This window comes from Aeromonas sp. EU05-FHT14A05 (assembly GCF_058791175.1).
The window spans coordinates 12,711-37,420 of sequence record NZ_JBYTDH010000010.1 but is presented as its reverse complement, the minus strand read 5'-3'; the positions used below and the strand labels follow the sequence as shown (position 1 = coordinate 37,420).

Annotated in this window: 25 protein-coding genes and 1 riboswitch; of the genes, 17 read left to right on the top strand and 8 right to left on the bottom strand. The window is 61.3% G+C overall.

Going from position 1 to position 24,710, the window contains the following annotated elements; translation table 11 throughout:
* Positions 1 to 42: 42 nt before the first annotated feature.
* Positions 43 to 1,473 (bottom strand): PTS trehalose transporter subunit IIBC, encoded by a 1,431-nt coding sequence (gene treB / locus AC3WR3_RS14580; RefSeq protein WP_139433887.1) that lies wholly within the window; start codon positions 1,471 to 1,473, stop codon positions 43 to 45.
* A gap of 187 nt (positions 1,474 to 1,660) precedes the next feature.
* The gene (treR, locus tag AC3WR3_RS14575) at positions 1,661 to 2,608 is read right to left on the bottom strand and encodes a trehalose operon repressor TreR (protein ID WP_202047307.1); all 948 of its coding nucleotides are present in this window, start codon (positions 2,606 to 2,608) and stop codon (positions 1,661 to 1,663) included.
* A gap of 135 nt (positions 2,609 to 2,743) precedes the next feature.
* Here treR and AC3WR3_RS14570 point away from each other — a divergent pair, with 135 nt between their 5' ends.
* Complete coding sequence (locus tag AC3WR3_RS14570) at positions 2,744 to 3,694, top strand: AEC family transporter (protein WP_139433889.1); 951 nt, start codon at positions 2,744 to 2,746, stop codon at positions 3,692 to 3,694.
* Positions 3,695 to 3,763: 69 nt separating this feature from the next.
* Here AC3WR3_RS14570 and AC3WR3_RS14565 read toward each other — a convergent pair whose 3' ends face one another.
* The gene (locus AC3WR3_RS14565) at positions 3,764 to 5,059 is read right to left on the bottom strand and encodes a PTS sugar transporter subunit IIC (protein ID WP_492292189.1); all 1,296 of its coding nucleotides are present in this window, start codon (positions 5,057 to 5,059) and stop codon (positions 3,764 to 3,766) included.
* 263 nt (positions 5,060 to 5,322) lie between these two features.
* Here AC3WR3_RS14565 and AC3WR3_RS14560 point away from each other — a divergent pair, with 263 nt between their 5' ends.
* The 9 genes from AC3WR3_RS14560 to ansB all read left to right on the top strand — a co-directional run bounded on the left by AC3WR3_RS14560 (position 5,323) and on the right by ansB (position 13,658).
* Entirely contained in the window at positions 5,323 to 5,628 is a 306-nt protein-coding gene (locus AC3WR3_RS14560; protein WP_041204936.1) for a PTS sugar transporter subunit IIB, read from the top strand.
* Between the two features lie 40 nt (positions 5,629 to 5,668).
* Complete coding sequence (locus AC3WR3_RS14555) at positions 5,669 to 6,994, top strand: PTS sugar transporter subunit IIC (RefSeq protein WP_492292188.1); 1,326 nt, start codon at positions 5,669 to 5,671, stop codon at positions 6,992 to 6,994.
* A gap of 54 nt (positions 6,995 to 7,048) precedes the next feature.
* The gene (locus tag AC3WR3_RS14550) at positions 7,049 to 8,434 is read left to right on the top strand and encodes a glycoside hydrolase family 1 protein (protein ID WP_492292187.1); all 1,386 of its coding nucleotides are present in this window, start codon (positions 7,049 to 7,051) and stop codon (positions 8,432 to 8,434) included.
* A 70-nt stretch (positions 8,435 to 8,504) separates the two neighbouring features.
* A complete protein-coding gene (gene chbA, locus AC3WR3_RS14545) occupies positions 8,505 to 8,816 on the top strand; it encodes a PTS N,N'-diacetylchitobiose transporter subunit IIA (RefSeq protein WP_106885692.1) in 312 nt (103 codons plus the stop codon).
* Positions 8,817 to 8,827: 11 nt separating this feature from the next.
* Positions 8,828 to 9,757, top strand: coding sequence for an ROK family protein (locus AC3WR3_RS14540; RefSeq protein ID WP_492292186.1), 930 nt, complete (start codon positions 8,828 to 8,830; stop codon positions 9,755 to 9,757).
* Positions 9,758 to 9,983: 226 nt separating this feature from the next.
* Positions 9,984 to 11,123 carry a carbohydrate porin gene (locus tag AC3WR3_RS14535; RefSeq protein ID WP_492292185.1) on the top strand — a complete coding sequence of 380 codons (1,140 nt, stop codon included), beginning with the start codon at positions 9,984 to 9,986 and terminating at the stop codon, positions 11,121 to 11,123.
* A gap of 127 nt (positions 11,124 to 11,250) precedes the next feature.
* Positions 11,251 to 12,213 (top strand): LacI family DNA-binding transcriptional regulator, encoded by a 963-nt coding sequence (locus tag AC3WR3_RS14530; protein WP_492292184.1) that lies wholly within the window; start codon positions 11,251 to 11,253, stop codon positions 12,211 to 12,213.
* Positions 12,214 to 12,275: 62 nt separating this feature from the next.
* The gene (locus AC3WR3_RS14525) at positions 12,276 to 12,470 is read left to right on the top strand and encodes a heavy-metal-associated domain-containing protein (RefSeq protein WP_492292183.1); all 195 of its coding nucleotides are present in this window, start codon (positions 12,276 to 12,278) and stop codon (positions 12,468 to 12,470) included.
* A gap of 129 nt (positions 12,471 to 12,599) precedes the next feature.
* The gene (gene ansB, locus AC3WR3_RS14520; protein ID WP_492292182.1) at positions 12,600 to 13,658 is read left to right on the top strand and encodes an L-asparaginase 2; all 1,059 of its coding nucleotides are present in this window, start codon (positions 12,600 to 12,602) and stop codon (positions 13,656 to 13,658) included.
* 95 nt (positions 13,659 to 13,753) lie between these two features.
* Here ansB and AC3WR3_RS14515 read toward each other — a convergent pair whose 3' ends face one another.
* On the bottom strand, positions 13,754 to 14,740 hold the full coding sequence (locus AC3WR3_RS14515) for a sodium:calcium antiporter (protein WP_492292181.1): 987 nt from the start codon (positions 14,738 to 14,740) through the stop codon (positions 13,754 to 13,756).
* 88 nt (positions 14,741 to 14,828) lie between these two features.
* A riboswitch (yybP-ykoY riboswitch) is annotated at positions 14,829 to 14,936 on the bottom strand.
* A 203-nt stretch (positions 14,937 to 15,139) separates the two neighbouring features.
* On the opposite strand from AC3WR3_RS14515, the gene AC3WR3_RS14510 reads away from it, so the two are divergent.
* Entirely contained in the window at positions 15,140 to 15,727 is a 588-nt protein-coding gene (locus tag AC3WR3_RS14510; protein WP_025328396.1) for a superinfection exclusion B family protein, read from the top strand.
* 63 nt (positions 15,728 to 15,790) lie between these two features.
* Here the strand turns inward: AC3WR3_RS14510 and AC3WR3_RS14505 are convergent, their stop codons facing one another.
* The 3 genes from AC3WR3_RS14505 to AC3WR3_RS14495 all read right to left on the bottom strand — a co-directional run bounded on the left by AC3WR3_RS14505 (position 15,791) and on the right by AC3WR3_RS14495 (position 17,393).
* Complete coding sequence (locus AC3WR3_RS14505; protein ID WP_162519091.1) at positions 15,791 to 16,249, bottom strand: methylglyoxal synthase; 459 nt, start codon at positions 16,247 to 16,249, stop codon at positions 15,791 to 15,793.
* Positions 16,250 to 16,564: 315 nt separating this feature from the next.
* On the bottom strand, positions 16,565 to 17,044 hold the full coding sequence (gene bfr, locus AC3WR3_RS14500) for a bacterioferritin (protein WP_492292180.1): 480 nt from the start codon (positions 17,042 to 17,044) through the stop codon (positions 16,565 to 16,567).
* A gap of 142 nt (positions 17,045 to 17,186) precedes the next feature.
* Complete coding sequence (locus AC3WR3_RS14495; protein WP_139433903.1) at positions 17,187 to 17,393, bottom strand: bacterioferritin-associated ferredoxin; 207 nt, start codon at positions 17,391 to 17,393, stop codon at positions 17,187 to 17,189.
* A 139-nt stretch (positions 17,394 to 17,532) separates the two neighbouring features.
* Here AC3WR3_RS14495 and AC3WR3_RS14490 point away from each other — a divergent pair, with 139 nt between their 5' ends.
* The 6 genes from AC3WR3_RS14490 (at position 17,533) to AC3WR3_RS14465 (ending at position 24,487) form a co-directional block, all read left to right on the top strand.
* Complete coding sequence (locus AC3WR3_RS14490; RefSeq protein ID WP_319913962.1) at positions 17,533 to 17,847, top strand: HlyU family transcriptional regulator; 315 nt, start codon at positions 17,533 to 17,535, stop codon at positions 17,845 to 17,847.
* On the top strand, positions 17,844 to 19,916 hold the full coding sequence (locus tag AC3WR3_RS14485) for a tRNA(Met) cytidine acetyltransferase TmcA (RefSeq protein ID WP_492292179.1): 2,073 nt from the start codon (positions 17,844 to 17,846) through the stop codon (positions 19,914 to 19,916). Before AC3WR3_RS14490 ends, AC3WR3_RS14485 begins: the two co-directional genes overlap by 4 nt.
* Before the next feature lie 366 nt (positions 19,917 to 20,282).
* A complete protein-coding gene (gene coxB / locus AC3WR3_RS14480) occupies positions 20,283 to 21,443 on the top strand; it encodes a cytochrome c oxidase subunit II (RefSeq protein WP_492292178.1) in 1,161 nt (386 codons plus the stop codon).
* Between the two features lie 9 nt (positions 21,444 to 21,452).
* The gene (ctaD, locus tag AC3WR3_RS14475; protein WP_139433907.1) at positions 21,453 to 23,039 is read left to right on the top strand and encodes a cytochrome c oxidase subunit I; all 1,587 of its coding nucleotides are present in this window, start codon (positions 21,453 to 21,455) and stop codon (positions 23,037 to 23,039) included.
* A 9-nt stretch (positions 23,040 to 23,048) separates the two neighbouring features.
* Positions 23,049 to 23,603: a cytochrome c oxidase assembly protein gene (locus tag AC3WR3_RS14470; protein WP_005330440.1), complete on the top strand. Its 555-nt coding sequence runs from the start codon at positions 23,049 to 23,051 to the stop codon at positions 23,601 to 23,603.
* Between the two features lie 2 nt (positions 23,604 to 23,605).
* Entirely contained in the window at positions 23,606 to 24,487 is an 882-nt protein-coding gene (locus tag AC3WR3_RS14465; RefSeq protein ID WP_247625451.1) for a cytochrome c oxidase subunit 3, read from the top strand.
* An 8-nt stretch (positions 24,488 to 24,495) separates the two neighbouring features.
* On the opposite strand, the gene AC3WR3_RS14460 is transcribed toward AC3WR3_RS14465, so the two are convergent.
* Positions 24,496 to 24,702, bottom strand: a complete 207-nt coding sequence (locus tag AC3WR3_RS14460; protein ID WP_492292177.1) for a DUF2909 family protein — start codon at positions 24,700 to 24,702, stop codon at positions 24,496 to 24,498.
* Positions 24,703 to 24,710 lie beyond the last annotated feature (8 nt).

Here is a 24,710-nt window from a genome sequence, read left to right as displayed (position 1 = left end):
ACGAAAAAGGGCGGAGCCTGGGCTCCGCCGATGTTGTGTGGATCAGGCCGTGGCCAGATCCAGCTTGCCGGCCGCCTGCTGGCGCTTGTAGACCAGCAGGGTCAGCACCACGGGCACCACTATGGCCACCAGCATGGCGACGGCGTAGATGCCCCAGTATTGCGGCTGGATGGAGAGGATGCCCGGCAGGCCACCCACGCCGATGCCGTTGGCCATCACGCCGCTGAAGCCGCAGATGAGGGCCGCGAGGCTGGAGCCCACCATGGCGCACAGCATGGGGAACTTGTACTTGAGGTTGATGCCGTACATGGCCGGCTCGGTCACCCCGAGGTAGGCGGAGATGGCGGCAGGGACCGAGATTTCCCGCTCGTTCTCCTTGCGGCTGATAAGGATGATACCGACGACCGCCGAGGCCTGGGCGATGTTGGAGAGCGCGATCAGCGGCCAGATGGGGGTGCCGCCCATGCTCTGCATCAGTTGCAGATCCACCGCGTTGGTGGTGTGGTGGATGCCGGTGATGACCAGGGGCGCATAGAGGAAGCCGAACAGGGCCGCGCCTATGGGGGCAAACGAACCCGTCATGGCCGCCTTGGCGGCAAAGCCGACGCCTTCGCCAATCCAGCGACCGAAGGGGCCGATGAAGGCGTGGGCCACTATCACCGCCAGCAGCAGGGAGATGAAGGGCACTATCACCAGGTAGAGATAGGCCGGAATGATGCGCTTGAGGCTGGTTTCCACCCAGGCGAGGAAGACACCCGCCAGCAGGGCCGGAATGACCTGGGCCTGATACCCCACCTTCTGGATGACGAAGAGGCCGAAGTCCCACACTTCCGGGGTCTGCTGGCCGATGCCGTAGGCGTTCATCAGTTGCGGCGAGACCAGGGTGATGCCCAGCACTATGCCGAGGATCTCGGATCCCCCCATCTTCTTCACCGCAGACCAGCAGACGCCCACCGGCAGGAAGTGGAAGATGGCCTCACCCAGCAGCCAGAGGAAGGCGTGGACCTGGGCCCAGAACTGGCTGATCTCGGTGAGGGTATGGGTCCCGTCGTCGAACATCTTGATGTCGCCGATGACGTTGCGAAAGCCCAGGATCAAGCCGCCGGTGATGATGGCGGGCAGCAGGGGCACGAAGATCTCCGCCAGGTGGGAGATGCCGCGCTCCAGCGGATTCATGTTGTGGCGGGCCGCCTGTTTGGCGGCATCCTTGCTGGCGCCGCTCACCCCGATCTCCTCGGTGAGCGCCTTGTACCACTGATCCACCTCGTTGCCGATCACCACCTGGAACTGGCCGCCCTGGGTGAAGCTCCCCTTCACCGAGGGGATGGTCTCGATGGCCTTGGGATCGGCCTTGGCCGGATCGGCCAGCACGAACCTGAGCCGGGTCAGGCAGTGGCTGACTGTGGTGATGTTGTCCTTGCCGCCGATCCGTTCGATCAGCTGTGCCAGATGCTGTGTGTTGACTTTTGACATGAGCCTTCCCTCTGTGACTCCATGAATAATGGTCGTTTCTTTGCCGGCTGGCCAATGACCGCCCGCTTATTGGTATCGTTCCCAATCAGCATGAAGCCAGTGGCAGACATCAGCAATGGGAACGTTCCCAATTCGTGGCGGTGGTCACAAAAAGTGCAAAACGCCGGTAATGAGAGGAAAAGATAGACTACAGGGGCTGACAGGGGGCTATGGTGGCTCTGGGGGGCTGCCCCTCTTCAATCTGATCGAGCAACTGTCTGGCGGCCAGAATGCCGGCATCCTTGTAGCCGAAATCCAGGCTGAGGGTGTTGGCAAACAGGAAGGTGAGCATGGGATTGCTGCCGAGGCCGCTCACCAGTATGTCGGTGCGCCCCTGCTCCTGCAGGTACTTGGCGGCGCCTATGGCCAGGGTGTCGCTGGCGCAGACCATGGCCTGGGTGCCGGGGGCGACCAGCTCGGCAGCCAGCCGGTAGCCGCTTTGCAGGCCGAGATCCCCGAGGGCGCTGCGGGGCGTGAGTCCCTGCTCCCGGCAGTAGTCGAGGTAGGCCTGATGGCGGCGCAGCCCCGTGGTGAGGTCGCTGCGTTCGACCCCGAGATAGGCGACCTCTGTCAGGCCGCGCTCCCCGAGGTGCTCGAGCACGGCTCGCACCGCGCCGTCATCGTCGAAGCAGACCGACGAGAAGCCGGGACGCTCGCGGGCCATCAACACCAGCTTCTCCCTGAGCGGCGCCATGGCGGCGTAGTCCAGATCGTTGAAGGCAAACAGTATGATGCCGTCCACCCCGCGCCGCTCCAGCACGGCCAGGTGCTCGCTCACCTTGGCGGGGGAGAACTTGCTCTCCATCAGCACGGCGTCGTAGCCACGCTGGTAGAGGGTCTCCAGCATGCCGCGCACCGCCTGGTTCTCGGAGCTGGAGTCGAGGCGCGACACCACTATGCCGACCACCTGCTGGCTCTGGCTGCGCATGGCCCGCGCCGACTTGCTCGGCACGAAGCCGTGCTCGGCGATCACCGCCTCGACCCTGGTCCTGGTCTGGGCGTTGACCCTGGGATCCTGATTGAGCACCCGGGAGACGGTCGACTTGCCGACCCCGCTGAGGCGAGCGATATCGAGGATGGTCAGTTTCTTTTCCATGTGGGATCCGTGACAGGGGAGAGCGGCAATCGGGATGCAGACATTGTTGTGATTAAGTCCTGTGAATACAAGCCCATGGCGTTAGAATGCCCTTTTGCCCAGGCGGAGCCTCCGCCATTGCACAGGACGCGCATCATGGATCTGCTGGCAAGTCTGCACTTCTCCCTCTCCATCACTGGCCCCATCTGTCTGGTGCTGGTACTCGGCATCTGGCTCAAGCGGCTGGGTCTCTTGCCCGACAGCTTCGTCGAGTCCGCCTCCCGCCTGGTGTTCCAGGTCACCCTGCCAGCCCTCTTGTTTCTCAGCATGGTGCGCACCGATTTTTCCACCATGCCGAGCCCCTGGCTCATCCTCTACGGCCTGCTCGGCACCCTGGCCGGTTTTCTGGTGCTGGAGCTGCTGGCGGCTCGCTTCATCAGCGAGCAGAAACTGCGGGGCATCTTCGTGCAGGGCAGCTTTCGCGGCAACATGGGGATCATGGGGCTGGCCTATGTGCAGAACGCCTATGGCCCCGAGGGCATAGGTGCCGCCGCCCTGCTGGTGGGCTCCATCACAGTGCTCTACAACATCCTCGCCGTGATCACCCTGACCCGCAGCCTGGGGGGCGGAAAAGGGATCAAGCCCATCCTCAAGGGGATCGTCAGGAACCCCCTCATCATCGCCATACTGGCGGCCCTGCCGTTCGGACTGCTCGGCATAGAACTTCCCCAGCTGGTGATCACTACCGGCAACTACTTCGCCAGCATGACACTGCCGCTGGCGCTGCTCTGTACCGGCGCCAGCCTCAACCTCAAGGCCCTGCGCGGCGGCGCCATGCTGACCGGCTGGGCCACCGCCAACCGCCTGTTCTGCATTCCCGTGCTGCTGGTGCTGGGGGCCTGGGCGCTCGGCTTCAGTCCCCAGGCCCTCGGCATCCTGTTCCTCATCAGCTCCACCCCGACCGCCGCCGCCAGCTATGTGATGACCCGCGCCATGGGGGGCGACAGCGCCCTGGCGGCGAACATCATCGCCACCACTACCCTGGGGTCGCTGGTGACCACCAGCCTGGGAGCCGCCCTGATGAACTACCTGGGGTTGATGGGTTAGCCGCCCCCTGACGCCCCGGGCCTTGGTCGGAAACCCGTCTTCATCACCTTCTCGGACTGCGGTCTGACGTCAGCCCAGACGTTCACGCTCCTGCTCCAGCACCATTTTTTCATGTGCCAGGAAGAAGGGGCGGTAGAGCACATAGCTGTTGAGGATGCAGACCAGGCTCATCAGGCCATTGCTCCAACTGCCGTTGGCCGCCCAGGCGGCACCGAGAGGAGAGGGCATGGACCAGGGCAGCAGGGCGATGAACTTGTCGAGAAACCCCCACTGGGTCAGTTGCCAGGCGAGCACGGCGTTGATCAGGGGGACGCTGATGAAGGGAAGGAAGAACAGCGGATTCATGATGATGGGGAAACCGAACAGCAGCGGCTCGTTGATGTTGAACATCGAGGGTATGAAGCCCAGCTTGCCCACCGACTGGATGGAGTGGCAACGGCTGCGCATGGCCATGAATACCAGCGGCAGCGTGGTGCCTATGCCCCCGATCAACAGGTAGTAGTCCCAGAACCCTTGCAGGAAGATATGGGGCGGGGGCTCTCCCGCCATCAGCGCGTCCTGGTTGGCGCTCACTCCGGCCATCCAGAAGGGCGACAGCAAACCGGTCACTATCAGGGCACCGTGGATCCCCATGAACCAGAGCAGATGGGCGATCAACAGGGTGATCAGCAGGGCGGGCAGGGTGTCGGCCCCTACGATCAATGGTCTGAACAGGGCGGCCATGAAGTCCGGCAGACTGATCCCGAACTGCTGCTGCAACCAGAGCCGCAGCAGGCTCAGCGAAAGCATGATGAACAACAGCGGCACGATCAGCTGAAAGCCCCGGCGGGTCATCACCGGCACCTCCTCCGGCATCTGGATGTACCAGCCCCGGCGATAGAAGAGCCTGGTCACCTCCACCGAATAGAACGCCATCAGCAGGGCCGTGAAGATCCCGGCGCCCCCCAGATAGCCAAATACCCCGGGTTGCAGCGAGCGAAAGTCGATCAGCATCAGGAAGGCCATGCAACCTCCCAGGCCGCACAGGCGTTCCGGCATTTCGTACGCCTTGGCAAGGCTGGATGCCGCACCGAAGGCGATGATCAGCGCCACCAGCCCCAGGGTGTGTGAGTAGACGGGAAACAGGAAAGGATGCAGCGCCCGCGCCAACCAGTGCAGCCACTGCCCGAATGCGTGCGGCGTGTCAGGGGCGATGGGAGGATACAGGATGGGAACCAGCAGGCTGCCGACGATGACGAAGGGCATGGCCAGCTGAAAACCATCGCGCAAGGAGAGCACATGGCGACTGCGGGTCAGCCAGTTGGCAAACGGTACCATGCGCTGCTCTATCATGCCGACCAGCATTGCCATCCATTGCAGATTCATCACGTTATTCGGTTCCTTGTCATCCTGATACCCCTTGTCATCATGGGGTTTGGACGCCATTTTGACGGCTTTGTGGTTTTGTTTCCGTAATATCCGAAACCATTTTGCCATTTCATTACCTCGCTCACACTTCCCGCCCCCTTGAACCGGAAAATCCCGATCCCGCTCACACATCGATGGATTGTTATTGGAAACCGGTTTCCAAAATAAATCCATTCGATCCAGAATGCGCCATCCGTTATGAACGTCTGGAGAATCGGGAAATGAAAAAAATCATGTTGTGCTGCTCTTCCGGCATGTCCACCAGCCTGCTGGTCAAGAAGATGAAAGAGGAGGCGGACAAGCGGGGATTGGACGCCGAGATACAGGCCTTCGGTGCGGCAGAGTTCGATCTGCAGATGCCCCACTACCAGGTGGTGCTGCTGGGGCCGCAGGTCAAATACATGCAGGCCGAGCTACAGCAGCGAGCGGCGGCTCATGGCGTGCCTGTCGACACCATCAACATGATGGACTACGGCATGCAACGGGGTGACAAGGTCCTCGACCATGCCCTTACCCTGATCGGCTGATGCGCAGACCCCAACCAGTGAATGTCACAAGGAAACCTTCATGAACACCCTTTACGAGCGCTTTGTCAGTACCATTGAGAACCGGGTCAGCCCGCTGGCCGGCCGGATCGGCCAGCAGAAATACGTGCAGGCGATCCGTGACGGCTTCATTGCCGCCTTGCCCTTCATGATCGTCGGCAGCTTCATGCTGGTGTTCATTTTCCCTCCCTTCTCGCCCCAGACCCAATGGGGATTTGCCCGTGCCTGGCTCGACTTCTCTGCCACCTATCAACCGCAGCTGCTGCTCCCGTTCCAGCTGAGCATGGGACTGATGACCCTGTTTATCTCGGTGGGAATAGGCGCGAGCCTGGCGCGGCAGAACGGTCTGGACCCCGTCACTACCGGCCTGCTCTGCCTGATGTCCTTCATGCTGGTAGCCGCCCCCGTCAAGGAGGGGGCCATCTCCATGCAGTATTTCTCCGGTCAGGGGATCTTCACGGCCCTGATCACCGCCATCTATGCGGCTGAGGTCTATGCCTTCCTCAAGCGCAACAACATCACCATCAAGCTGCCGCCTCAGGTGCCGACGGGGGTCGCCCGCTCCTTCGAGGTGCTGATCCCGGTGCTGGTGATCATCCTGACCCTGCACCCGCTCAACCTGATCCTGGAAAACAGCACCGGCATGATACTGCCGGAGGCCATCATGTCTCTGGTCAAGCCGCTGGTGGCGGCCTCCGATTCCCTGCCGGCCATGTTGCTGGCGGTGCTGGTGTGCCAGGTGCTCTGGTTCGCGGGGATCCACGGCGCCCTGATCGTCACCGGCATCATGAATCCGTTCTGGATGGCCAATCTGGCCAACAACCAGGCCGCCATGGCCGCGGGTGAAGCCCTGCCCCACATCTTCCTGCAGGGCTTCTGGGATCACTACCTGCTGATCGGTGGCGTCGGATCGACCCTGCCGTTGGCCTTCCTGCTGCTGCGCAGCAAGGCGGCCCACCTGAGATCCATCGGCAAGATGGGCGTGGTGCCCGGCCTGTTCAACATCAACGAGCCCATCCTGTTCGGTGCCCCCATAGTGATGAACCCGGTGTTCTTCCTGCCCTTCATTCTGGTGCCCATGATCAACGCCACTCTGGCCTGGTTTGCCCTGGACTTCGGCCTGGTCGAGCGGGTTGTCTCTCTCACTCCCTGGACCACACCTGGCCCCATCGGCGCCTCATGGGCTGCCAACTGGGCCATCAGCCCCATGGTGCTGAGCCTGCTCTGCATGTGCTCCGCCGCGGCCATGTATTACCCCTTCCTGAAAGCCTATGAGCGCACCCTGCTCAAACAGGAAGAGCAGGAAGAGAGTCCGAAAACGCCGGAGCTGGCCGCCGCCACCCGTTGATTGCCTGCCGGGGCCGCCTGGCGGCCTCTTTTATCAAGCTTGGAGTAACACGAGATGCAATACCGTTTTCCTGAACAGTTCTGGTGGGGCAGCGCCTCTTCCGCCGCTCAGGCCGAAGGCGCCAGCCTCCAGGGCGGCAAGGCGCCAACCATCTGGGATCACTGGTTCGAGCAGTCCCCCAACCGTTTCCATCAGCAGATTGGGCCGGCGCAGACCTCCGGTTTCTATGAGCATTTTCGCGATGACATCCGTCTGCTGAAACAGCTTGGTCACAACAGTTTTCGCACCTCCATCGCCTGGTCCAGGCTGATCCCGGCTGGCCGGGGGGAGCCCAACCCGGAGGCTGTCGCCTTCTACGACGCCATGCTAGACGAGCTCAAGGCCGAGGGGATCGAGCCCTTTATCTGCCTGTTCCACTTCGACATGCCCATGAGCATGCAGGCCCTGGGGGGCTGGGAAAGCCGGGAGGTGATCGCTGCCTACGCCGAGTTTGCCGATACCTGCTTCAGGCTGTTCGGCGGCAAGGTCAAGCACTGGTTCACCTTCAACGAACCCATAGTGCCGGTGGAGGGGGGCTACCTCTACGACTTCCACTACCCGAACGTGGTGGACTTTCGCCGCGCCGCCACTGTGGCCTATCACACCATGCTGGCCCATGCCACGGCGGTGCAGCGTTACCGGGAGCTAGGTCAGGATGGCCAGATCGGCATCATCCTGAATCTGACCCCCTCCTATCCGCGCTCGCAACACCCGGCGGATCTGAAGGCGGCCAACATTGCGGATCTGATGTTCAACCGCAGCTTCCTGGATCCGGCGGTCAAGGGGGAGTACCCCGCCGAGCTGGTCGAGTTGCTGCGGGAATACGATCAGCTGCCGGCCTGCGAGCCGCGTGATGTCGCCCTGTTGGCGGCCGGCAAGATCGACCTGCTGGGGGTCAACTACTACCAGCCGCGCCGGGTCAAGGCCCGCAGCCACGCGGTCAATCCTGCCAGCCCCTTCATGCCGGAGTGGTTCTTCGACTACTACGAGATGCCGGGGCGCAAGATGAACCCGCACCGGGGCTGGGAGATCTACGAGCAGGGGATCTACGACATCCTGGTCAACCTGCGCGACCACTACGGCAACATCCCGAGCTATATCTCCGAGAACGGCATGGGGGTGGAGGGTGAGGCCAGGTTCAAGGGAGAGGACGGCCAGATCCAGGATGACTACCGCATCGGTTTCATCCGGGATCACCTCATCTGGCTGCACAAGGGACTGTCGGAGGGCTGCCAGTGCCGGGGCTATCACCTCTGGACCTTCATCGACAACTGGTCGTGGAGCAATGCCTACAAGAACCGTTACGGCTTCATCGAGCTGGAGCTGGGGAGCCAGACCCGACGCATCAAGAAGAGCGGCCAGTGGTTTGCCACCGCCGCCCGTGAGAATGGCTTCGACTGATTATTCAGTCACCTGACCCCTATTAAAGAGCGCCTGCCCCAAGGCCGGCGCCCATCACCAAGGAGTGTGTATGTTCGATCTGGAAGAGACCGTAATGGGTCTTATCATCAATGCCGGCATGAGCCGCAGCCTCTGCTTCGAGGCGCTGCGTCAGGCCAGGGCCGGCCAGTTTGCGGAGGCCGATGATCTGCTGCGTCAGGCTGCCGAGGCAGCCAATGCGGCCCACGGGGTACAGACCAGGCTGATCGAGGCGGATGAGGGGGAGGGCAAGATCCCGGTGACGCTGATCCTGGTCCACGCCCAGGACCACCTGATGACCGCTATGTTGGCCCGGGAGCTGGTCACCGAGCTCATCGAGCTGCATCGCAAGCTGGCTGCCTGAGGAAGACGATCATGTTGCGACTCGGACTCGACATCGGGGGAACCAAGATCGAGGCTCAACTGCTCGATGGCCAGGGCGTCAGCCTGCTGCGCAGACGGATCGCGACCCCGACCACGGGGTACGGTGATTTCCTGGTGGCCATCACCTATCTGGTGAGGGAGATACGGCAGGCGATGGACAGCGCCTTCACCCTAGGCATAGGGCTGCCCGGGGCGATCGACCCGCAGACGGGGCGCATCAAGAATGCCAACTGTCTGTTTCTCAACGGGCAGGACCTCAAGCAAGACTTGACCCGGGCGCTGGGCCAGCCGGTCTGGCTCGCCAATGACGCCGACTGTTTCGCCCTCTCGGAGGCCGTCGACGGGGCGGGAGAGGGGGGCAGGGTGGTGTTTGGCATCATCCTCGGCACCGGCTGTGGTGGCGGCTTGGTGGTCAATCGCCAGCTCATCGTCGGTCCCAACGCCATCACCGGGGAGTGGGGTCACAACCCGCTGCCCGGTTATGACCCGGCCTGTGATGGCCCAAGCCAGCCCTGTTACTGCGGGCGCAGCAATTGCATCGAGCGCTTCGTCTCCGGGACGGGGTTTGCCGGCCGTTTCGTGGAGCGCCATGGCCGCGGGCTGTCGCCGCTCGGGATCATCACGGCCGCCGCCGAGGGGGATGTGGAGGCCCAGGTCCACTATGACCATTTCATCCAGGCCCTGGGCCGCAGCGTCGCCAGCCTGATCAATGTGTTGGATCCGGATGTCATCGTACTGGGGGGCGGCCTCTCCAACATCGCCTCCCTCTATCGTGATCTGCCCGCGGCAGTGGTTCCCTACCTCTTCTCGGAGTGGTGCCTCACCCCCATAGTGCCTGCCCGCTACGGGGACAGCAGCGGGGTACGCGGCGCCGCCTGGCTGCCGAGCTGTGTCGAAGGAGCCACCACATGGGCCATATGAGCCGTGGCCGAGGAGAGAGCGCCGACTCGCCTCCCCCGGCGGGCGATGCCTGCCAGGGGCTGAGACACTGCCTCGGGCCCTAGTCCCCCACCCGATTTGATCCATGCCCTTTGCCTTACATTGCGTCGCGATGGGGGAAAGGCATGCCTGAATTTGTCCTCCCTTCGGGGAGGCAGATAAATAAATGCTTGTATATCAAAAACATAAAACTCAAGGAATGATAATAATGAAACTGACAAACCTGTCCGCCCAGCTCCTTGCCATCCTGGCCCTGAGCACCCCTTTCATGGCCAGCGCCGTGGTGGAGACCAACACGGACTTCGGGCGCCTGAGCCTGGGGGGCGATGCGGAGATCAACCTGAACGCGTCCAACACCACCCGTGGCAACGTGCTGGGTCAAACCAGCGAGACTCGCACCGATCGCTGGGACGAGGATGGTCGCCTGCTGCTGAACTTCCTCGGGGTACGGGAGCTGGAAGATGGCCGCTATGGCCAGATCCAGATCCAGCCCACCATAGGCACCAACGGCGGTGCCGGTGCCGATGATGCGTACCTGGGGTTCGGCCAGCGCAGCAACTGGGGGATGAAGGTCGGCCGCTTCGAGGCCTACGACATGTTCCCGCTGGGGCAGGACATCTTTGTCGAGCACTCGGGTGACAGCGCCAACGACCTCTACTCCGATGGCAATGGCTATGTCTACATGCTGAAGGAGGGTCGTGGCCGGGCAGGCAAGGGGGGTCAGCTGCTGCTCAACAAGGAGACGGGCAACTGGTATCTGGAGCTCTCCACCCTGATCGGGGACCGCACCAATCTGTTTGCAGGCCAGCAATACCACGGCTATGCGCTGACCAAGGCCAAGGACTCCATCATCGTGCGTCCCGTCATCGCCTGGAAGGGGGAGAACCTCAAGGTCGCCCTGGGGGCCGAGGGCAACGTGATCAGCGACGCCATCGTCACCAGCGACGACGTCTCAGTGTCTGATCGCATGGGTTATGGCCTCACCACCAGCTGGACCCAGGATGCCCTGATCATCAATGCCAACCTGGCCCGTATGGATGCCGAGGCTGAAACCGATACCACCCTGGGCGCCAACCTGCTCTGGCACAATGCCGGCCTGGGTTACATCTACGCCATCAACGACATCAGCAGCGCCAATCTGAACAACACCAGCGCCGATTTCGGCAATATGGTGGGCAAGCACACCATCAACACCGTATACGCCTCCTACAAGATCCCGAGCGTGCTGGATCTGAACAACTTCGATATCTATCTGGGAGCCTACTGGTCCCAGCTGAATGTCGACAGCAGCGAGGTGGACAACATCGATCGCTACGGTGGCCGGGTGCGTTTCAAATATTACTTCTGATGGAAGCCAGATTGGCAGAGGGGGGCAAGGGCCCCCCTTTTCCATTGACCAGAGTGCCGGCCCTTACCGGAGGTCGCTGGCCTGTGCTAGGATGGAGGCCTGTTAACCGGTTACCGTTGATGAAGCCATGGCCAATATTACCGATGTGTCGCGCCTCGCGAATGTGTCTAAAGCCACCGTTTCCCGCGTCCTGAGCGGCTCGCGCGGTGTGCGTGAAGAGAGCCGGTTGGCCGTGTTGCAAGCCGCCGAGCAGCTGAATTTCCGACCCAATGCCACGGCTCGCTCCCTGGCGACCCAGGCGACGGATTGTGTGGGCATCATACTCCCCTCCCAGCTTGGCAATCGTCTGGCCAGCATGCTGCCGCTGCTGGAAGGCGCGCTGGTCAAGACGGGCAAGAGCATGCTGGTGCGCTTTGCCGACGAGACGCAACAGCAGCAGCAAGCGGTCGATGAGTTGCTGGGAGGACGTTGTGATGGCGTCTTGGTCCTCGGTACCAAACAGCCTCTGAACCCGGACCCACGGCTCATTCAGCTGGATGGGGTGAGCGATACCGGCAACCTCAATCTCAGCTATGACCTGACCTTTGCCACGGAGAGTGCCTGTCGTTTCCTGCTCGGCAAGGGCCATCGCCAGCTGGTGCTGATGCTGGATGACAAGGTCTCGCCTGCGGGAAAGAGCGCCATTCAGGGCTACCAGCAGGCACTGCAGCAGCAATCCCTCCCCTATAACAGCCAGTTGGTGATCGACGGTACCGACAACCAGCAGGCGCTGCTCGGCTTGCTCAATCGCTACCTGCCCTTCACCGCGCTGGTGGTGCAGCAAGATGCCCAGGCTGCCGACGCCATGCGGCTGCTGCGCGAGTTCAACCTCCATATTCCTCAGGATGTCTCCGTCATCAGCCTGGAAGGCTCCGCCCTCGCTAGCCAGTTGACCCCACCGCTGACCTGCATCGAATACCCGAGTGAGCGGCTGGCCCAGGAGAGCGTGCGGGTGTTGCAAGTACAGCTGGCGCAGAGTCTGCGACCGGCCGAAGAGCAGCAGAAATTCCAGGGACGCCTGGTGGTGCGTGAATCCGTGGTGGCCCGCTAGGGCTTGACCTTGCTGCGGGCGTCAGCTTTAGGCTGACGGCACATCAACAGAGGAGATATCCCATGACCATAGAACTCACCATTTCCGGCATGTCCTGCGGTGGCTGCGCCGCCAGCCTGCAAAAAGCCCTGCTGGCCCAGAGTGCCGTCAGCCAGGCCCAGGTGGATTTTGCCAGCAGCAAGGCCATCATCGAGAGCGAGCTGAGCAGAGCCGAGTTGATCGCGCTGATCGAAGCCAGGGGATTTAGTGCGGAGTGATTTATCCCTATATGGGTAAAAATCAGACCAATATTCTGCTTACTTGTTTTTATTGTTGAGATTGATCACTTAAAAACGAGCCAGATTGGATGAAAATGCTGCTGTCAACTAACCCAAAAGGATTGCAGCATGACTCACCCTATCCGCAAGACCCTGATCGCCGTCGTCCTCGGCATGACCCTCTCCCCCCTGGCCATGGCCCTGCCGCAGGTTCATATCCTGGCGACCGGTGGCACCATAGCCGGGGCGGGGCAGTCCGCCACCCAATCCAACTATGAAGCGGGCAAGGTGGCCATCGAGACCCTGATCGCCGCCGTACCCGAGATGAAGAACGTGGCCGAGGTGAAGGGGGAGCAGGTAGTCAAGATCGGCTCCCAGGACATGAACGACGAGGTGTGGCTCAAGCTGGCCAAGCGGGTGAACGAGCTGCTGGCCAAGGATGACGTGGATGGCATCGTCATCACCCACGGCACCGACACCATGGAAGAGACCGCCTACTTCCTCAACCTCACCGTCAAGAGCGACAAGCCGGTGGTGCTGGTCGGCGCCATGCGCCCCTCCACCGCCATGAGTGCCGATGGCCCGCTCAACCTCTACAACGCCGTGGTTACCGCCTCCGACCCCAGCTCCAAGGGCCGTGGCGTCATGGTCGCCATGAACGATACCGTGCTGGATGCCCGCGACGTCACCAAGACCAACACCACAGGGGTGCAGACCTTTGCCGCCCCGAACTTCGGCCCGCTGGGTTACATCCACAACGGCAAGATCGACTACCAGCGCAGCCCGGCCCGCCTGCACACCAGCAAGACGCCGTTTGACGTGAGCAAGCTCGACAAGCTGCCGCAAGTGGGCATCGTCTACAACTATGCCAACGCCACCGATCTGCCGGCCAAGGCCATGGTGGATGCCAAGTTTGACGGCATCGTCAGCGCCGGGGTGGGTAACGGCAACCTCTACCACACACTGTTCGACACCCTGGCCAAGGCGAGCAAGGATGGCATCCGGGTGGTGCGCTCCGCCCGCGTGCCGACCGGCGCCACCACCCTGGATGCCGAGATCGACGACGCCAAGTACGGCTTCGTGGCCGCCGGCACCCTGAACCCCCAGAAGGCGCGCATCCTGCTGATGCTCTCCCTGACCCAGAGCAAGGATCCGGCCCAGATCCAGCGCTGGTTCCAGCAGTTCTGAGTCCGGGGTTCAATCCGCGAACCTAAATCCATGAAGAAAGGGCAGGATCCGATCCTGCCCTTGCTTATGGCGCCATGTTCAGATGCCAGGTGCCTTCAGCTCACCATCAGCCAGCCGCAGAACCCCAGATACACCAGCCCCACGCAGGCCAGCCTGCCCGCCGTCATTCGCCCGCGACTGAAACCCCACCACAGCAGTGCCACTGCCAGCAGGGTCACCAGGGAGGAGACCAGCATGGCGCTGTCGAGCAACCAGGGGGTGAACAGCAGGCAGAATGCCTTGGGAATGGTGCCCTGGATCATCATGGCGCCGGAGATGTTGGCCAGCGCCAGCCGGTACTTGCCCTGCCGCACCCAGATCAGCACGTTCATCAGCTCGGGCATCTCTGTCGCTACCGGGCTCAGCAGCAGGGCCGCCAGCACGGGAGATAGGCCGAACAGCTCACCCATGCTCTCCAGCTGATGGACGAACAGCTGCGCCGCCAGCGCGACCACCACCAATGCCACCAGGGTCTGCAGCAACACCTTGTGAAGGGCCGGGATGCCGGCCTTGGGATCCAGCTTGAGGGGCTCTGGCAACGGGGTCTCGTGGCTGTCGGCCTGTTTCAGCTCGCGCCGCACATAGAGGAGGTACGCCAGCACGAACAGCGGGGCCAGCCAGGTCTTGCCGGTGAAGGCCACCATGCCGAGGGCCACCGCCACCAGGAAGATGCCGACAAACCAGGCCTGATCCCGACCTATCTCGCGCTGCACCTCGTCATTGATGACCCTGTGCTCGCGGCTCATACACAGCAGCATGGTCAGGCCGACGGCGGCATAGCCTATGGTGGAGAGCACCAGGGGGCCACCGAGGGCGGCGCCTATCCCTATCTGTTGCTGGGCGGGGGCATTCCCCATCAGCAGCGCGCTCAGGGTGACTATGCATTCGGGCAAGGCAGTGCCGAGGGCCGCCAGCAGGGAGCCGGTGGCACTCTGGGAGAACTTGAAGTGATGGCCGGTCCATTCGATACCGTTGACGAAATATTCGCAGGCCAGGTAGATGGTGACGGCAGAGAGCAGAAATAACAGCAGGGTGATCAACATAATAGGCAACCGCCAGGCGAGCAGAACAACCGATGGACCCGATACGGCTCGCCCGGCTGGCTTGCGTATCGAGGCCAAAGGTCTTGCAGAGCGATAGATGCTATCGCCGCCCATGCCATGGATCGGCAGATCCAAGAATGTTGACATGAGCCCGGCCCGGATCACGGGCGGGTTGCTACTCCCCAATGACAGTGCGGGGTTTTTACCAAGAGACGGGTCACCCCACAAGGAAAATGGCGGCTCATCCCCCCGGCAACTTGTAAGGGGATGTAACCTGGCCAGCGACCATTCCCATCAGTCTGCTCGCCAGGATCCGCATCCCGCCCACAGGATCCTCGCCTTGGCACAGGGATTGCTATGAGTTGACTACTGTCCACATTGACTTGGGAAGGGTGAACGATGAAACGGTGGATCCAACATTTTTATCAGCTGAATCGCCTCAACTGGCTGATGGTCTGGCTGCTACTCTGCTGCAGCATCATATTGCTGTTCCCGGCCGGGCTGATGAAAGGCGCCGTCAGTCAGTGGGCCACGGCTCACGCCGCCTGGCTGGGGGTTGGCATGCTGATCGCCATCTCCTACTTCTGCAGCCAGGGTTTCCTGATCGCCTGGGAGTGGGCCTGTGACGAGTGGCAATCCCGTCGTCAACAGGATCAACTGGCCCAGATGATAGGTTTCCTCGACTTCAACGAGAAGGCGGTGCTGCGGGAGTTCGTGCTGCAACGGAAAAGCGTCATAAACCTGCCGATCACCGAGCCTGCCGTCAAAAACCTGATGGATGCTGGGGTGCTGACCTATGCCTATGGCAAGCCGGTGCGAGAGAAAGAGGACGAAAACCAGATCCGCGCCCTGATGATTGCGCTGCCGGCACGGCCGCTGCTGACCTACAAGGTGCTGGGGCTGTCGCGCGGCAAGATGAGCGACGAGCAGGTGGAGCAGATCATGAATGCCAGACCCAAGTTCGCCCAGAAGAGCTTCCAGCGCTGAGCCGCCACCATCCTTCAAACGAAAGAGCCGGACACTGTCCGGCTCTTTGCTATCTGGTTGGGGCTACTCGGTTCTTGCCTTGAGATAACCGGCGTAGTCGGGCACCTGGACGCTGAATGCCTGCTGCATGTGCGGGCTGTCCATGATGAAGTCCGCCGTCGCTTCGTTGGTGGCGACCGGGATGTTCCAGACCGCCGCGAGGCGCAGCAGTGCCTTGACATCCGGATCGTGCGCCGCGGGATTGAGGGGATCCCAGAAGAAGATCATCACGTCGATCTTCCCTTCGGCGATGAGGGCGCCGAGCTGCTGATCGCCCCCCATGGGGCCGGAGAAGAGGCAGGTGATGGGAAGCTGCGCCTTCTTGCCGAGCAGGGTGCCGGTGGTGCCGGTCGCATAGAGGTGGTGGAGCTTGAGCTCCTCCTTGCGGCGCAGCACCCAGTTCAGCAATGGGGTCTTCATGTTGTCGTGAGCCACCAGGGCTACCCGCTTGTGGGGCGCCATCTCACGTGCAATCAGTTCCATGGAAATCATCCGTAGCAAAGTGATGGGAATAGGGCCGTATCCTAATCGAAAGCGGCGTGTGCTGCTCTGCCCTGCATCGTAACTGTGATCACTGCAATGGTTCAATCCGGCTTGGGGCAGAGCCTCGTGTGCCGAGCCCGGCGGTGCGCCCCGTGCCGTGAAGGGGGGGGGCTGACTTGGGGAAACCATCCGGTTGGCTCCTGCCTGGCAGACAGTAATGCCCGTATGTTTCAGATTCATGCCTGGGCTTGAAGCTGGCGACCCAGAAAAAACCCGCCTTGGCGGGTTGGGGGCAGATCTTGATGACATCCGCACTCAGGATGATGCGGTATGAAGCTGGGATTGCTGATAATTTTCCAGGCCGATGCGAGCGATGAGGTCCAGCTGGGTTTCCAGCCAGTCGACGTGCTCCTCCTCGTCTTCCAGGATCTCCTGGAGCAGGTCACGGCTGACGTAATCATGGACGGATTCGGCATAGGTGATGGCCACTTTCAGGTCGGGGATGGCATCCATTTCCAGTGACAGATCGCAGCGCAACATCTCTTCGACTGTCTCACCGATGCGCAGCTTGCCCAGATCCTGCAAGTTGGGCAGTCCTTCCAGAAACAGCACTCGTTTGACCAGCTCGTCGGCATGCTTCATCTCATCGATGGACTCATGATATTCCTTGTGTCCGAGCCCCTTGAGGCCCCAGTCATCGTAGATGCGGGCATGCAGGAAATATTGGTTGATGGCAACCAGCTCATTGGCCAGCACCTTGTTGAGGTGGGCAATGATTTTGGGATCTCCTTTCATCGACATTACTCCTCGTGTTCGAGCCTAGGGCACCGATCACTAGAGCGTAGTCGAGAAAAATGACCATAAGAAGATGGCGAATCGGCTCCCCTGCAAGGGAGAGCATCCGCTCGATGAAGTGAAGGGGTCGGAAAGAGGCGCTTCAGGCCACTTCGTAATAAAGGGGCGCCTGCTCCGACTCCAGCTTGTCGATCTCGGTGGCGATGATCTCCATCGCCATGCGCACGCACTTGCCACATTGGGCACCGACTTCCAGCGACTGTTTCAGCTGTCTGAACTCGGTCTTGCCTGCCTGTACCGCCTTGCGGATCTGGTTATCTGTGATGCCGCGGCACAAACACACGTACATATTAGTGGACCTCATGCTGGAATGAGATGAAATCTAAATGAGAATGGTTCGTAATGCAAAGAACGAATGGTAATAAGATCCCCTGCTTGCCAGTGATTCCCCCCTTGAGGAGAATGCAACCATCAGAGAGGAGACCAAGATGCTCAAGAAACTATTCAGTGCCCTGTTCAAGGGGCAAGCTGCCCAGATAGTCGATGTCACGCCCACCGAATACGCCGGCTATCTCATCTATCCCGAACCCATGGCGGAAGGGGGGCAGTACAGGCTGGCCGGTCGCATCACCAGAGAGATCGACGGGCAATTACAGACTCATCGCTTCATCCGCTCCGATCTGTTCGCCAACCCAGCCGACGCCGAGCGCTTCATGGTGCAAAAAGCCCATACCTTCATCGATCAGATGGGGGAGCGCATGTTTGAGCCGCGGGTGAAGCCGGACGACAGTTCATCCTCATGATCCCTGCCGAGGTGGATCTGTTGCGCCAGGCTCTCGCTCACGCCGGTGAGCGTCGCCTGATCTGGCTGGAAGGGCTCGAAGCCGATTGCATCACCCGCGCCGAACCCTTGCTGGGGGAGGCTGTCTTCTGGCTGGGGGATGGCCCCGAACGCCATAAGCCACTGCCTGCCGCCAAGGCGCTACAACGGCTCGGTCAGGAGTGCGATACCCTGGTGTTCAACGCCTTCAGCGGCTTTCATCCCGATGCCTTCGGCGCCCTGGCGGGCACGCTGCGCGCCGGGGGTCTGCTGCTGTTGCTGACGCCTCCCAGAGAGGCGTGGCCAGCCTACCCGGATCCGGACAGGTTGCGACTGGTCGCCCAGCCTGAGGATGCCAAGCTGGCGGGCCATGGTTTTATCGCCCGCCTGGTGCGGCTGCTGACAGGGGATCCTGCCCTCTCCTTGAGTCCTCCCGCCGGCATCGAGCCCTGGCGTCCTCTTGACGCAAGCCGGCCACTCAGTACCGATCAAGCCCGTGCGCTGCCGGCCATTCACAAGGTGTTGCATGGTCATCGCCGTCGTCCGCTGGTGCTGAGCGCGGATCGTGGCCGCGGCAAGAGTGCGCTGCTGGGTCTGGCCAGCGCCGATCTGCTGCGTCAGGATCCCGGCCTGCAGATAGTGGTGACGGCACCCGCCCAGGCGACCGTCGCCACGCTCTTTGCCCATGCCTCGGCGGCGCTGGCAGACACGCCTGAGCGGTTGGCGGGCCTGACCTATGTGTCGCCAGACCGAGTCGCTCAAGGGGATGTGCAAGCGGATCTGCTGCTGGTGGATGAGGCCGCCGCCATTCCGACCCCGCTGCTGGAGGCCATCCTGGCTCATCACAGCCGCATAGTGTTCGCCACCACCGAGCACGGCTATGAGGGGACGGGGCGTGGCTTTCATCTGCGTTTCAAGCGGGTGCTCGATAGGCAGACCCCGGATTGGCAGGAGCTGCATCTGGCGGAACCCATCCGCTGGAGCCGGCATGATTCGCTGGAGCCGCTGATCTTCCGGCTGCTCGGCCTCAATGCCGACACAGTGGCCCCCCAACCTCCGAAGACACCGAGCTGGCGACGGCTGGCGCAGGAGGCGCTGGCCGGGGATGAGGCGCTGCTCAATCGGGTGTTCGGCCTGCTCGTCCTGGCCCATTATCAGACCAGCCCCAGCGATCTGCGGTATTTGCTGGAGAGCCCGGACCTCGACATCCACCTGCTGGAGCAGGAGAGGGAGCTGCTCGGTGTTGCCCTGGTGGCCCGGGAAGGGAACATAGCGCCTGTGCTGGCTCATGACATCTGGGCTGGGCGAAGACGCCCCCGTGGTCATCTGCTGCCCCAGTCGCTGCTGGCACACGCCGGCTTCATCACGGCTGGGGAGCGCACCTATGCCAGGGTGATGCGCATCGCCATTCATCCTGCCCTGCATCGCCTGGGACTGGGTTCTTTGCTGCGGGCGCAGCTGGAAACACACTACCGCGCGCAGGGATACGACTATCTGGGGTCAGCCTTTTCTGCGAGTCCCGATCTGCTGCCATTCTGGCTTAAGGGGGGCTTGACGGTATTGCGCATCGGCCTGCAGCGGGATGCAGCCAGCGGCAGCCATGCGGCCTTGTTGCTCAAACCGCTGAAAGTGGAGCTCGATCCGGAACTGGCTCAATGGCGACGGCGCTTCGTGAGCCAGTTGCCCACCCTGCTGGCAGGAGAGCTCAAGGGGCTGGAGCCCGAACTGGTCTGGCTATGTCTGAGAGGTGACGTGGCCGCAGAGGCGCCCGCACTGGATGAGTTCGAGTATCAGGAGCTCGACTGCTTTGCCCACCATCACAAGCCGTTCGAGCTGTGCCAAGCCAGCCTGCAACGCTGGCTGGCCAGTCGGTTGACTGTGCTGGATGAACTGTTTCCCGACGAGCGTCGGCTGCTGATCGCCCCCATCTGGCAGTATGTGCCCTGGGCCGAGCTGGCAAAGACGTTGGGGGTTGCCGGCAAGCCAGCAGTGATCAAGCGGCTGCGCAGCCTGCTGGCCCGGCTGTTGGACAAACAGGCGCCTATGACCTGACGACGGACGACATGGCCGCGGCGGTGCGAGATGACACCTGCGCTCGCCATATAAGAACAAGGGGCCTGTGTGGCCCCTTCTCTTTTGTCGCGCGGCCCTGGCCGCTCGCTACCGGATATGTCCTGTGATTGCGCCGTTCAGGGCTATGTCATGGGGCAATGGTTGCCACCAGCCCCTTCGTTTACTCCGGATAGGATGCCAACTGCTCTGATGAGTCCCTCGTCGGTCGGCACCACTTTGGTTTTTTCAGAATATGGACTAATACTTGAGTGTGACTGAACGTTTAATAAATGCATTATTTTCAGATGGTTAGCTTTTAAGCTGTCAATGCTTGCCATCTTTTCTAACGTGCACAGGGAGTGCAATGTGGGAAAAAATGCAATCAACCATGGCGCATGGATGGTGTGGCTCGCCAGCAGCAGTGTTTCCGCCAACGACATCACATTCAACATGACACGCGGGGCGACCGCCATCAGCCAGCAGGTGCATGACCTGCATATGACGATCTTCTATATCTGCTGTGCCATTGGCCTTATCGTCTTCGGGGCCATGCTCTGGTCCATCGTCCACCACAGAAAGTCTCGCGGCGCCAAGGCCGCCCAATTCCACGAGAGCACCCGCATCGAGCTGTTATGGACGGCCATCCCGGTGCTGATCCTGATCGCGATGGCGGCACCGGCGACCTCGACTCTGCTGAAGATGGAGGATACCTCCAAAGCCGATCTCACCGTGCTCATCACGGGCTCGCAATGGAAATGGCATTACAAATATCTCGAGCATCCGGTGGAGTTTTACTCCTTGCTGGCGACCAGCAAGAAGCAGATCTCGGGCGACGAACCCAAGAGCGGCACCTATTTGCTGGAAGTGGATCAGCCTCTGGTGTTGCCCGTCGGCAAGAAGATCCGATTCCTGATGACCTCGGACGATGTAATTCATTCCTGGTGGGTGCCCGCCTTCGCGGTGAAGAAAGATGCCAATCCCGGTTACATCAACGAATCCTGGACCCGCATCGACAAGGCTGGCACCTACCGGGGGCAGTGTGCCGAGCTGTGCGGCAAAGACCACGGCTTCATGCCCATAGTGGTGGTGGCCAAGCCAGCCGGGGAGTTCGATGGCTGGATCGCCAGGACAGCGGCAGATCAGGCGGCAGCCAAGGCCCAGCAGCAAGACCTGGCCAGCCAGACCATGACACTGCCGCAGGCCATGGAGCTGGGTGAGAAGGTGTTCCTGGGGCATTGCGCCGCCTGCCATCAGCCCGCGGGTACGGGCTTGCCCGGCATCTTCCCGGCCCTCAAGGGCAGCAAGGTGGCGACGCTGCCAGAACACAGGGCCCAGCACCTGGACATAGTCCTGCATGGCAAGAGCGGGACTGCGATGCAGCCCTTCGGCAAGCAGCTGACGGCGCAGGAGCTCGCCGCCGTCGTGACATACGAGCGCAATGCCTGGGACAACAAGACCGGTGATGTCATTCAGGCTGCAGAGGTGCAGTCCCTTCTGAACCCAGTCGAACCAAACAAGGACAAGTGAGGCGCCAGCATGAGTGATGGAATCACGGATACCCTGCACAGCGAGCACGCCCACCAACCTGCATCGGGCCTGAAACGCTGGTTATACACCACGAATCACAAAGATATCGGCACTCTCTATCTGCTGTTCGCCCTGACCATGTTCTTCACCGGTGGCGCCATGGCCATGGTCATTCGGGCCGAGCTGTTCCAGCCCGGTCTGCAACTGGTCGAGCCCCTGTTCTTCAACCAGATGACCACGGTACATGGCCTCATCATGGTCTTTGGCGCCGTGATGCCCGCCTTTACCGGTCTCGCCAACTGGCTGATCCCCATCATGATCGGGGCCCCGGACATGGCGCTGCCCCGGATGAACAACTGGAGCTTCTGGATCCTGCCGTTTGCGTTTCTGATCCTGCTGTCGAGCCTGTTCATGGAGGGCGGCGGCCCCAGCTCGGGCTGGACCTTCTATGCCCCCCTGTCCACCAAATACAGCGGCAACAGCACGGCGCTGTTCGTCTTCGCCATCCACATCATGGGTATCTCCTCCATTATGGGGGCCATCAACGTCATCGTCACCATCTTCAACCTGCGGGCACCGGGCATGGGCTGGATGAAGATGCCGCTGTTTGTCTGGACCTGGCTTATCACGGCCTTCCTGCTCATCGCCGTCATGCCGGTCCTGGCGGCGGCGGTGACCATGGTGCTGACGGACAAGTATTTCGGGACCAGCTTCTTCGATGCGGCCGGGGGCGGGGATCCTGTGCTGTTCCAGCACATCTTCTGGTTCTTCGGCCACCCTGAGGTGTACATCATGATACTGCCGGCCTTTGGCATCGTCTCCAGCATCATTCCCACCTTCTCCCGCAAGAAACTGTTTGGCTATCGATCCATGGTCTATGCCACCAGCAGCATCGCCTTGCTCTCCTTCATGGTCTGGGCTCACCACATGTTTACCACTGGGTTGCCGGTGGTCGCCGAGCTGTTCTTCATGTACGCCACCATGCTGATCGCGGTGCCGACCGGGGTGAAGGTATTCAACTGGGTTGCCACCATGTGGCGGGGCTCCCTGACGTTCGAGACCCCCATGCTGTTCGCCATCGCCTTCATCACCCTGTTCACCATAGGTGGCTTCTCGGGGTTGATGCTGGCGATGATCCCGGCCGATTTCCAATATCACGATACCTATTTTGTCGTGGCCCATTTCCATTATGTGCTGGTCACCGGTGCCGTCTTCTCGATCCTGGCCGCCGCCTATTACTGGCTGCCCAAATGGACGGGGCACATGTATGACGAGCGACTCGGGCAGTGGCATTTCTGGTGCTCGCTCATTTCGGTCAATGTGCTCTTCTTCCCCATGCATTTCGTCGGTCTGGCGGGCATGCCCCGTCGTATTCCGGATTACGCGCTGCAGTTTGCCGACTTCAACATGCTGATCAGTCTCGGCGGCTTCGCCTTCGGGTTGTCGCAGTTGCTGTTCGTCTGGGGGGTGATCAAGTGCATCAGGGGAGGGCAGCAGGCGAGCAATCAGGTGTGGGAAGGGGCAGAGGGGCTGGAGTGGACGCTCTCATCCCCCCCTCCCTACCACAGCTTCAAGACCCCGCCAGAGGTGCGGTAAGGAGGTCATATGGCTCAGGTCAATCACGGTCCCCTGCTCAGAAAGCTGGCCCTGGTGGTGCTTGTCATGTTCGGGTTCGCCTTTGCGCTGGTACCGCTGTATGACGTCTTCTGCAGGATCACCGGTCTCAACGGCAAGACCGCCGTACAGCCGGCCACGACCGAGCGGGCGGTGATCGACAGCAAACGGACCATCCAGATCGAGTTCCTTGCCCATGCGGACACCCGGATGCCGTGGCAGTTCAGCGGCGAAACGGCGCGGTTGTCGGTGCGCCCGGGCGAAATGAAGCTGGTCAATTATCGGGTGTTCAATCCCACCGATCGCACCATGATTGGTCAGGCAGTGCCGTCAGTCTCGCCCGGTCCCGCCGCCGCCTATTTGAAGAAAGTGGAGTGCTTTTGCTTCAACCGTCAGGAGTTGCAGGCGGGGGAGAGCAAGCTGATGCCGCTCAAGTTTTATGTCGACCCCGATTTGCCCGACAACATAAACACCATCACGCTCTCCTATTCACTCTATGAGATCACTCAGTCCACCCCAGCCCCGACGCTGGCGCAGAGGAAATAATCATGGCCAAAGTTAACCAGACGTATTATGTCCCTGACCAGAGCCGCTGGCCCATCATAGGGGCCGTTGCCCTGTTCTTCCTGGCTTTCGGGGCGGGGCATCTGGTCAATGAGGTGGCGAGCAAGCAGGCCGGGGTCGGCCGGTATTTGATGATGGCTGGCGTTGCCTTGCTGGTCTTCATGCTGTTTGGCTGGTTTCGTCACATCATCCAGGAGTCCATGACCGGGCTCTACAGCGCCCAGATGGATCGCTCCTTCCGGCAAGGCATGGTTTGGTTCATCTTCTCCGAGGTGATGTTCTTCCTGGCCTTCTTCGGTGTGCTGTTCTATGCCCGCCAGCTTGCCATGCCCTGGCTGGACGGCGCGGGCAACAAGGCGATGACGGCCCAGTTGCTGTGGCCGGATTTCTCGGCACACTGGCCTATGGTCAAGACCCCGGGAGGGACCACGACCCAGGCCATGCCCTGGCACGGTATCCCCCTCATCAATACCCTGATCCTGCTCGGATCCTCCGTCACCCTGCTGTTTGCTCATACCGGGCTGGAGAATGGAAAGCGCAGTCGTCTCAAGGGGATGCTGCTTGTGACCGTGTTGCTTGGGTTGGCGTTCCTGTGGCTGCAAGGCTATGAATACCTCCATGCGTACCGGGATCTGGGGCTGCGACTGGACTCCGGCATCTACGGCAATACCTTCTTCATCCTGACCGGATTCCATGGCTTGCATGTCACCCTGGGGACTGTATTCCTGCTGATCATATGGCTGCGGATAGTGCTGAAGGATCACTTCACCGCCGAGCGCCACTTCGCCTTCCAGGCCGCGGCCTGGTACTGGCACTTCGTCGACGTGGTCTGGCTCTGCCTCTTCGTGTTCGTCTACCTGCTCTGAGGTCGGGATCAGTAAGGGCGCGGGTTGGGCTCCAGCCAGCCCATCATCAGGGAGAGCAGCAGGATGACGACCACCAGCAGGGAAAAGAACACCCGACGCCCCAGCGGGGCCGACATCTTCTGGGGATGACCCATGGTCATCATCAACCAGAGGGCATGAAAAAGCTGCCCAATGATGAGCAGCAGCATCAGTACCAGCACTATCTTGATCAACATGTTGGAGC

Bases quoted from the DNA above. Each gene is read 5' to 3' on its own strand.
- AC3WR3_RS14555 (WP_492292188.1), top strand. From the start codon at position 5,669: ATGAACACCCTTTACGAGCGCTTTGTCAGTACCATTGAGAACCGGGTC.
- AC3WR3_RS14540 (WP_492292186.1), top strand. From the start codon at position 8,828: ATGTTGCGACTCGGACTCGACATCGGGGGAACCAAGATCGAGGCTCAA.
- ansB (WP_492292182.1), top strand. From the start codon at position 12,600: ATGACTCACCCTATCCGCAAGACCCTGATCGCCGTCGTCCTCGGCATG.
- treB (WP_139433887.1), bottom strand. From the start codon at position 1,473: ATGTCAAAAGTCAACACACAGCATCTGGCACAGCTGATCGAACGGATC.
- ctaD (WP_139433907.1), top strand. From the start codon at position 21,453: ATGAGTGATGGAATCACGGATACCCTGCACAGCGAGCACGCCCACCAA.
- AC3WR3_RS14460 (WP_492292177.1), bottom strand. From the start codon at position 24,702: ATGTTGATCAAGATAGTGCTGGTACTGATGCTGCTGCTCATCATTGGG.
- AC3WR3_RS14485 (WP_492292179.1), top strand. From the start codon at position 17,844: ATGATCCCTGCCGAGGTGGATCTGTTGCGCCAGGCTCTCGCTCACGCC.
- AC3WR3_RS14510 (WP_025328396.1), top strand. From the start codon at position 15,140: ATGAAACGGTGGATCCAACATTTTTATCAGCTGAATCGCCTCAACTGG.
- treR (WP_202047307.1), bottom strand. From the start codon at position 2,608: ATGGAAAAGAAACTGACCATCCTCGATATCGCTCGCCTCAGCGGGGTC.
- AC3WR3_RS14550 (WP_492292187.1), top strand. From the start codon at position 7,049: ATGCAATACCGTTTTCCTGAACAGTTCTGGTGGGGCAGCGCCTCTTCC.
- AC3WR3_RS14505 (WP_162519091.1), bottom strand. From the start codon at position 16,249: ATGGAACTGATTGCACGTGAGATGGCGCCCCACAAGCGGGTAGCCCTG.
- AC3WR3_RS14490 (WP_319913962.1), top strand. From the start codon at position 17,533: ATGCTCAAGAAACTATTCAGTGCCCTGTTCAAGGGGCAAGCTGCCCAG.
- AC3WR3_RS14465 (WP_247625451.1), top strand. From the start codon at position 23,606: ATGGCCAAAGTTAACCAGACGTATTATGTCCCTGACCAGAGCCGCTGG.
- chbA (WP_106885692.1), top strand. From the start codon at position 8,505: ATGTTCGATCTGGAAGAGACCGTAATGGGTCTTATCATCAATGCCGGC.
- bfr (WP_492292180.1), bottom strand. From the start codon at position 17,044: ATGAAAGGAGATCCCAAAATCATTGCCCACCTCAACAAGGTGCTGGCC.
- AC3WR3_RS14565 (WP_492292189.1), bottom strand. From the start codon at position 5,059: ATGAATCTGCAATGGATGGCAATGCTGGTCGGCATGATAGAGCAGCGC.
- AC3WR3_RS14495 (WP_139433903.1), bottom strand. From the start codon at position 17,393: ATGTACGTGTGTTTGTGCCGCGGCATCACAGATAACCAGATCCGCAAG.
- AC3WR3_RS14470 (WP_005330440.1), top strand. From the start codon at position 23,049: ATGGCTCAGGTCAATCACGGTCCCCTGCTCAGAAAGCTGGCCCTGGTG.
- AC3WR3_RS14535 (WP_492292185.1), top strand. From the start codon at position 9,984: ATGAAACTGACAAACCTGTCCGCCCAGCTCCTTGCCATCCTGGCCCTG.
- AC3WR3_RS14570 (WP_139433889.1), top strand. From the start codon at position 2,744: ATGGATCTGCTGGCAAGTCTGCACTTCTCCCTCTCCATCACTGGCCCC.
- AC3WR3_RS14560 (WP_041204936.1), top strand. From the start codon at position 5,323: ATGAAAAAAATCATGTTGTGCTGCTCTTCCGGCATGTCCACCAGCCTG.
- AC3WR3_RS14530 (WP_492292184.1), top strand. From the start codon at position 11,251: ATGGCCAATATTACCGATGTGTCGCGCCTCGCGAATGTGTCTAAAGCC.
- AC3WR3_RS14525 (WP_492292183.1), top strand. From the start codon at position 12,276: ATGACCATAGAACTCACCATTTCCGGCATGTCCTGCGGTGGCTGCGCC.
- AC3WR3_RS14515 (WP_492292181.1), bottom strand. From the start codon at position 14,740: ATGTTGATCACCCTGCTGTTATTTCTGCTCTCTGCCGTCACCATCTAC.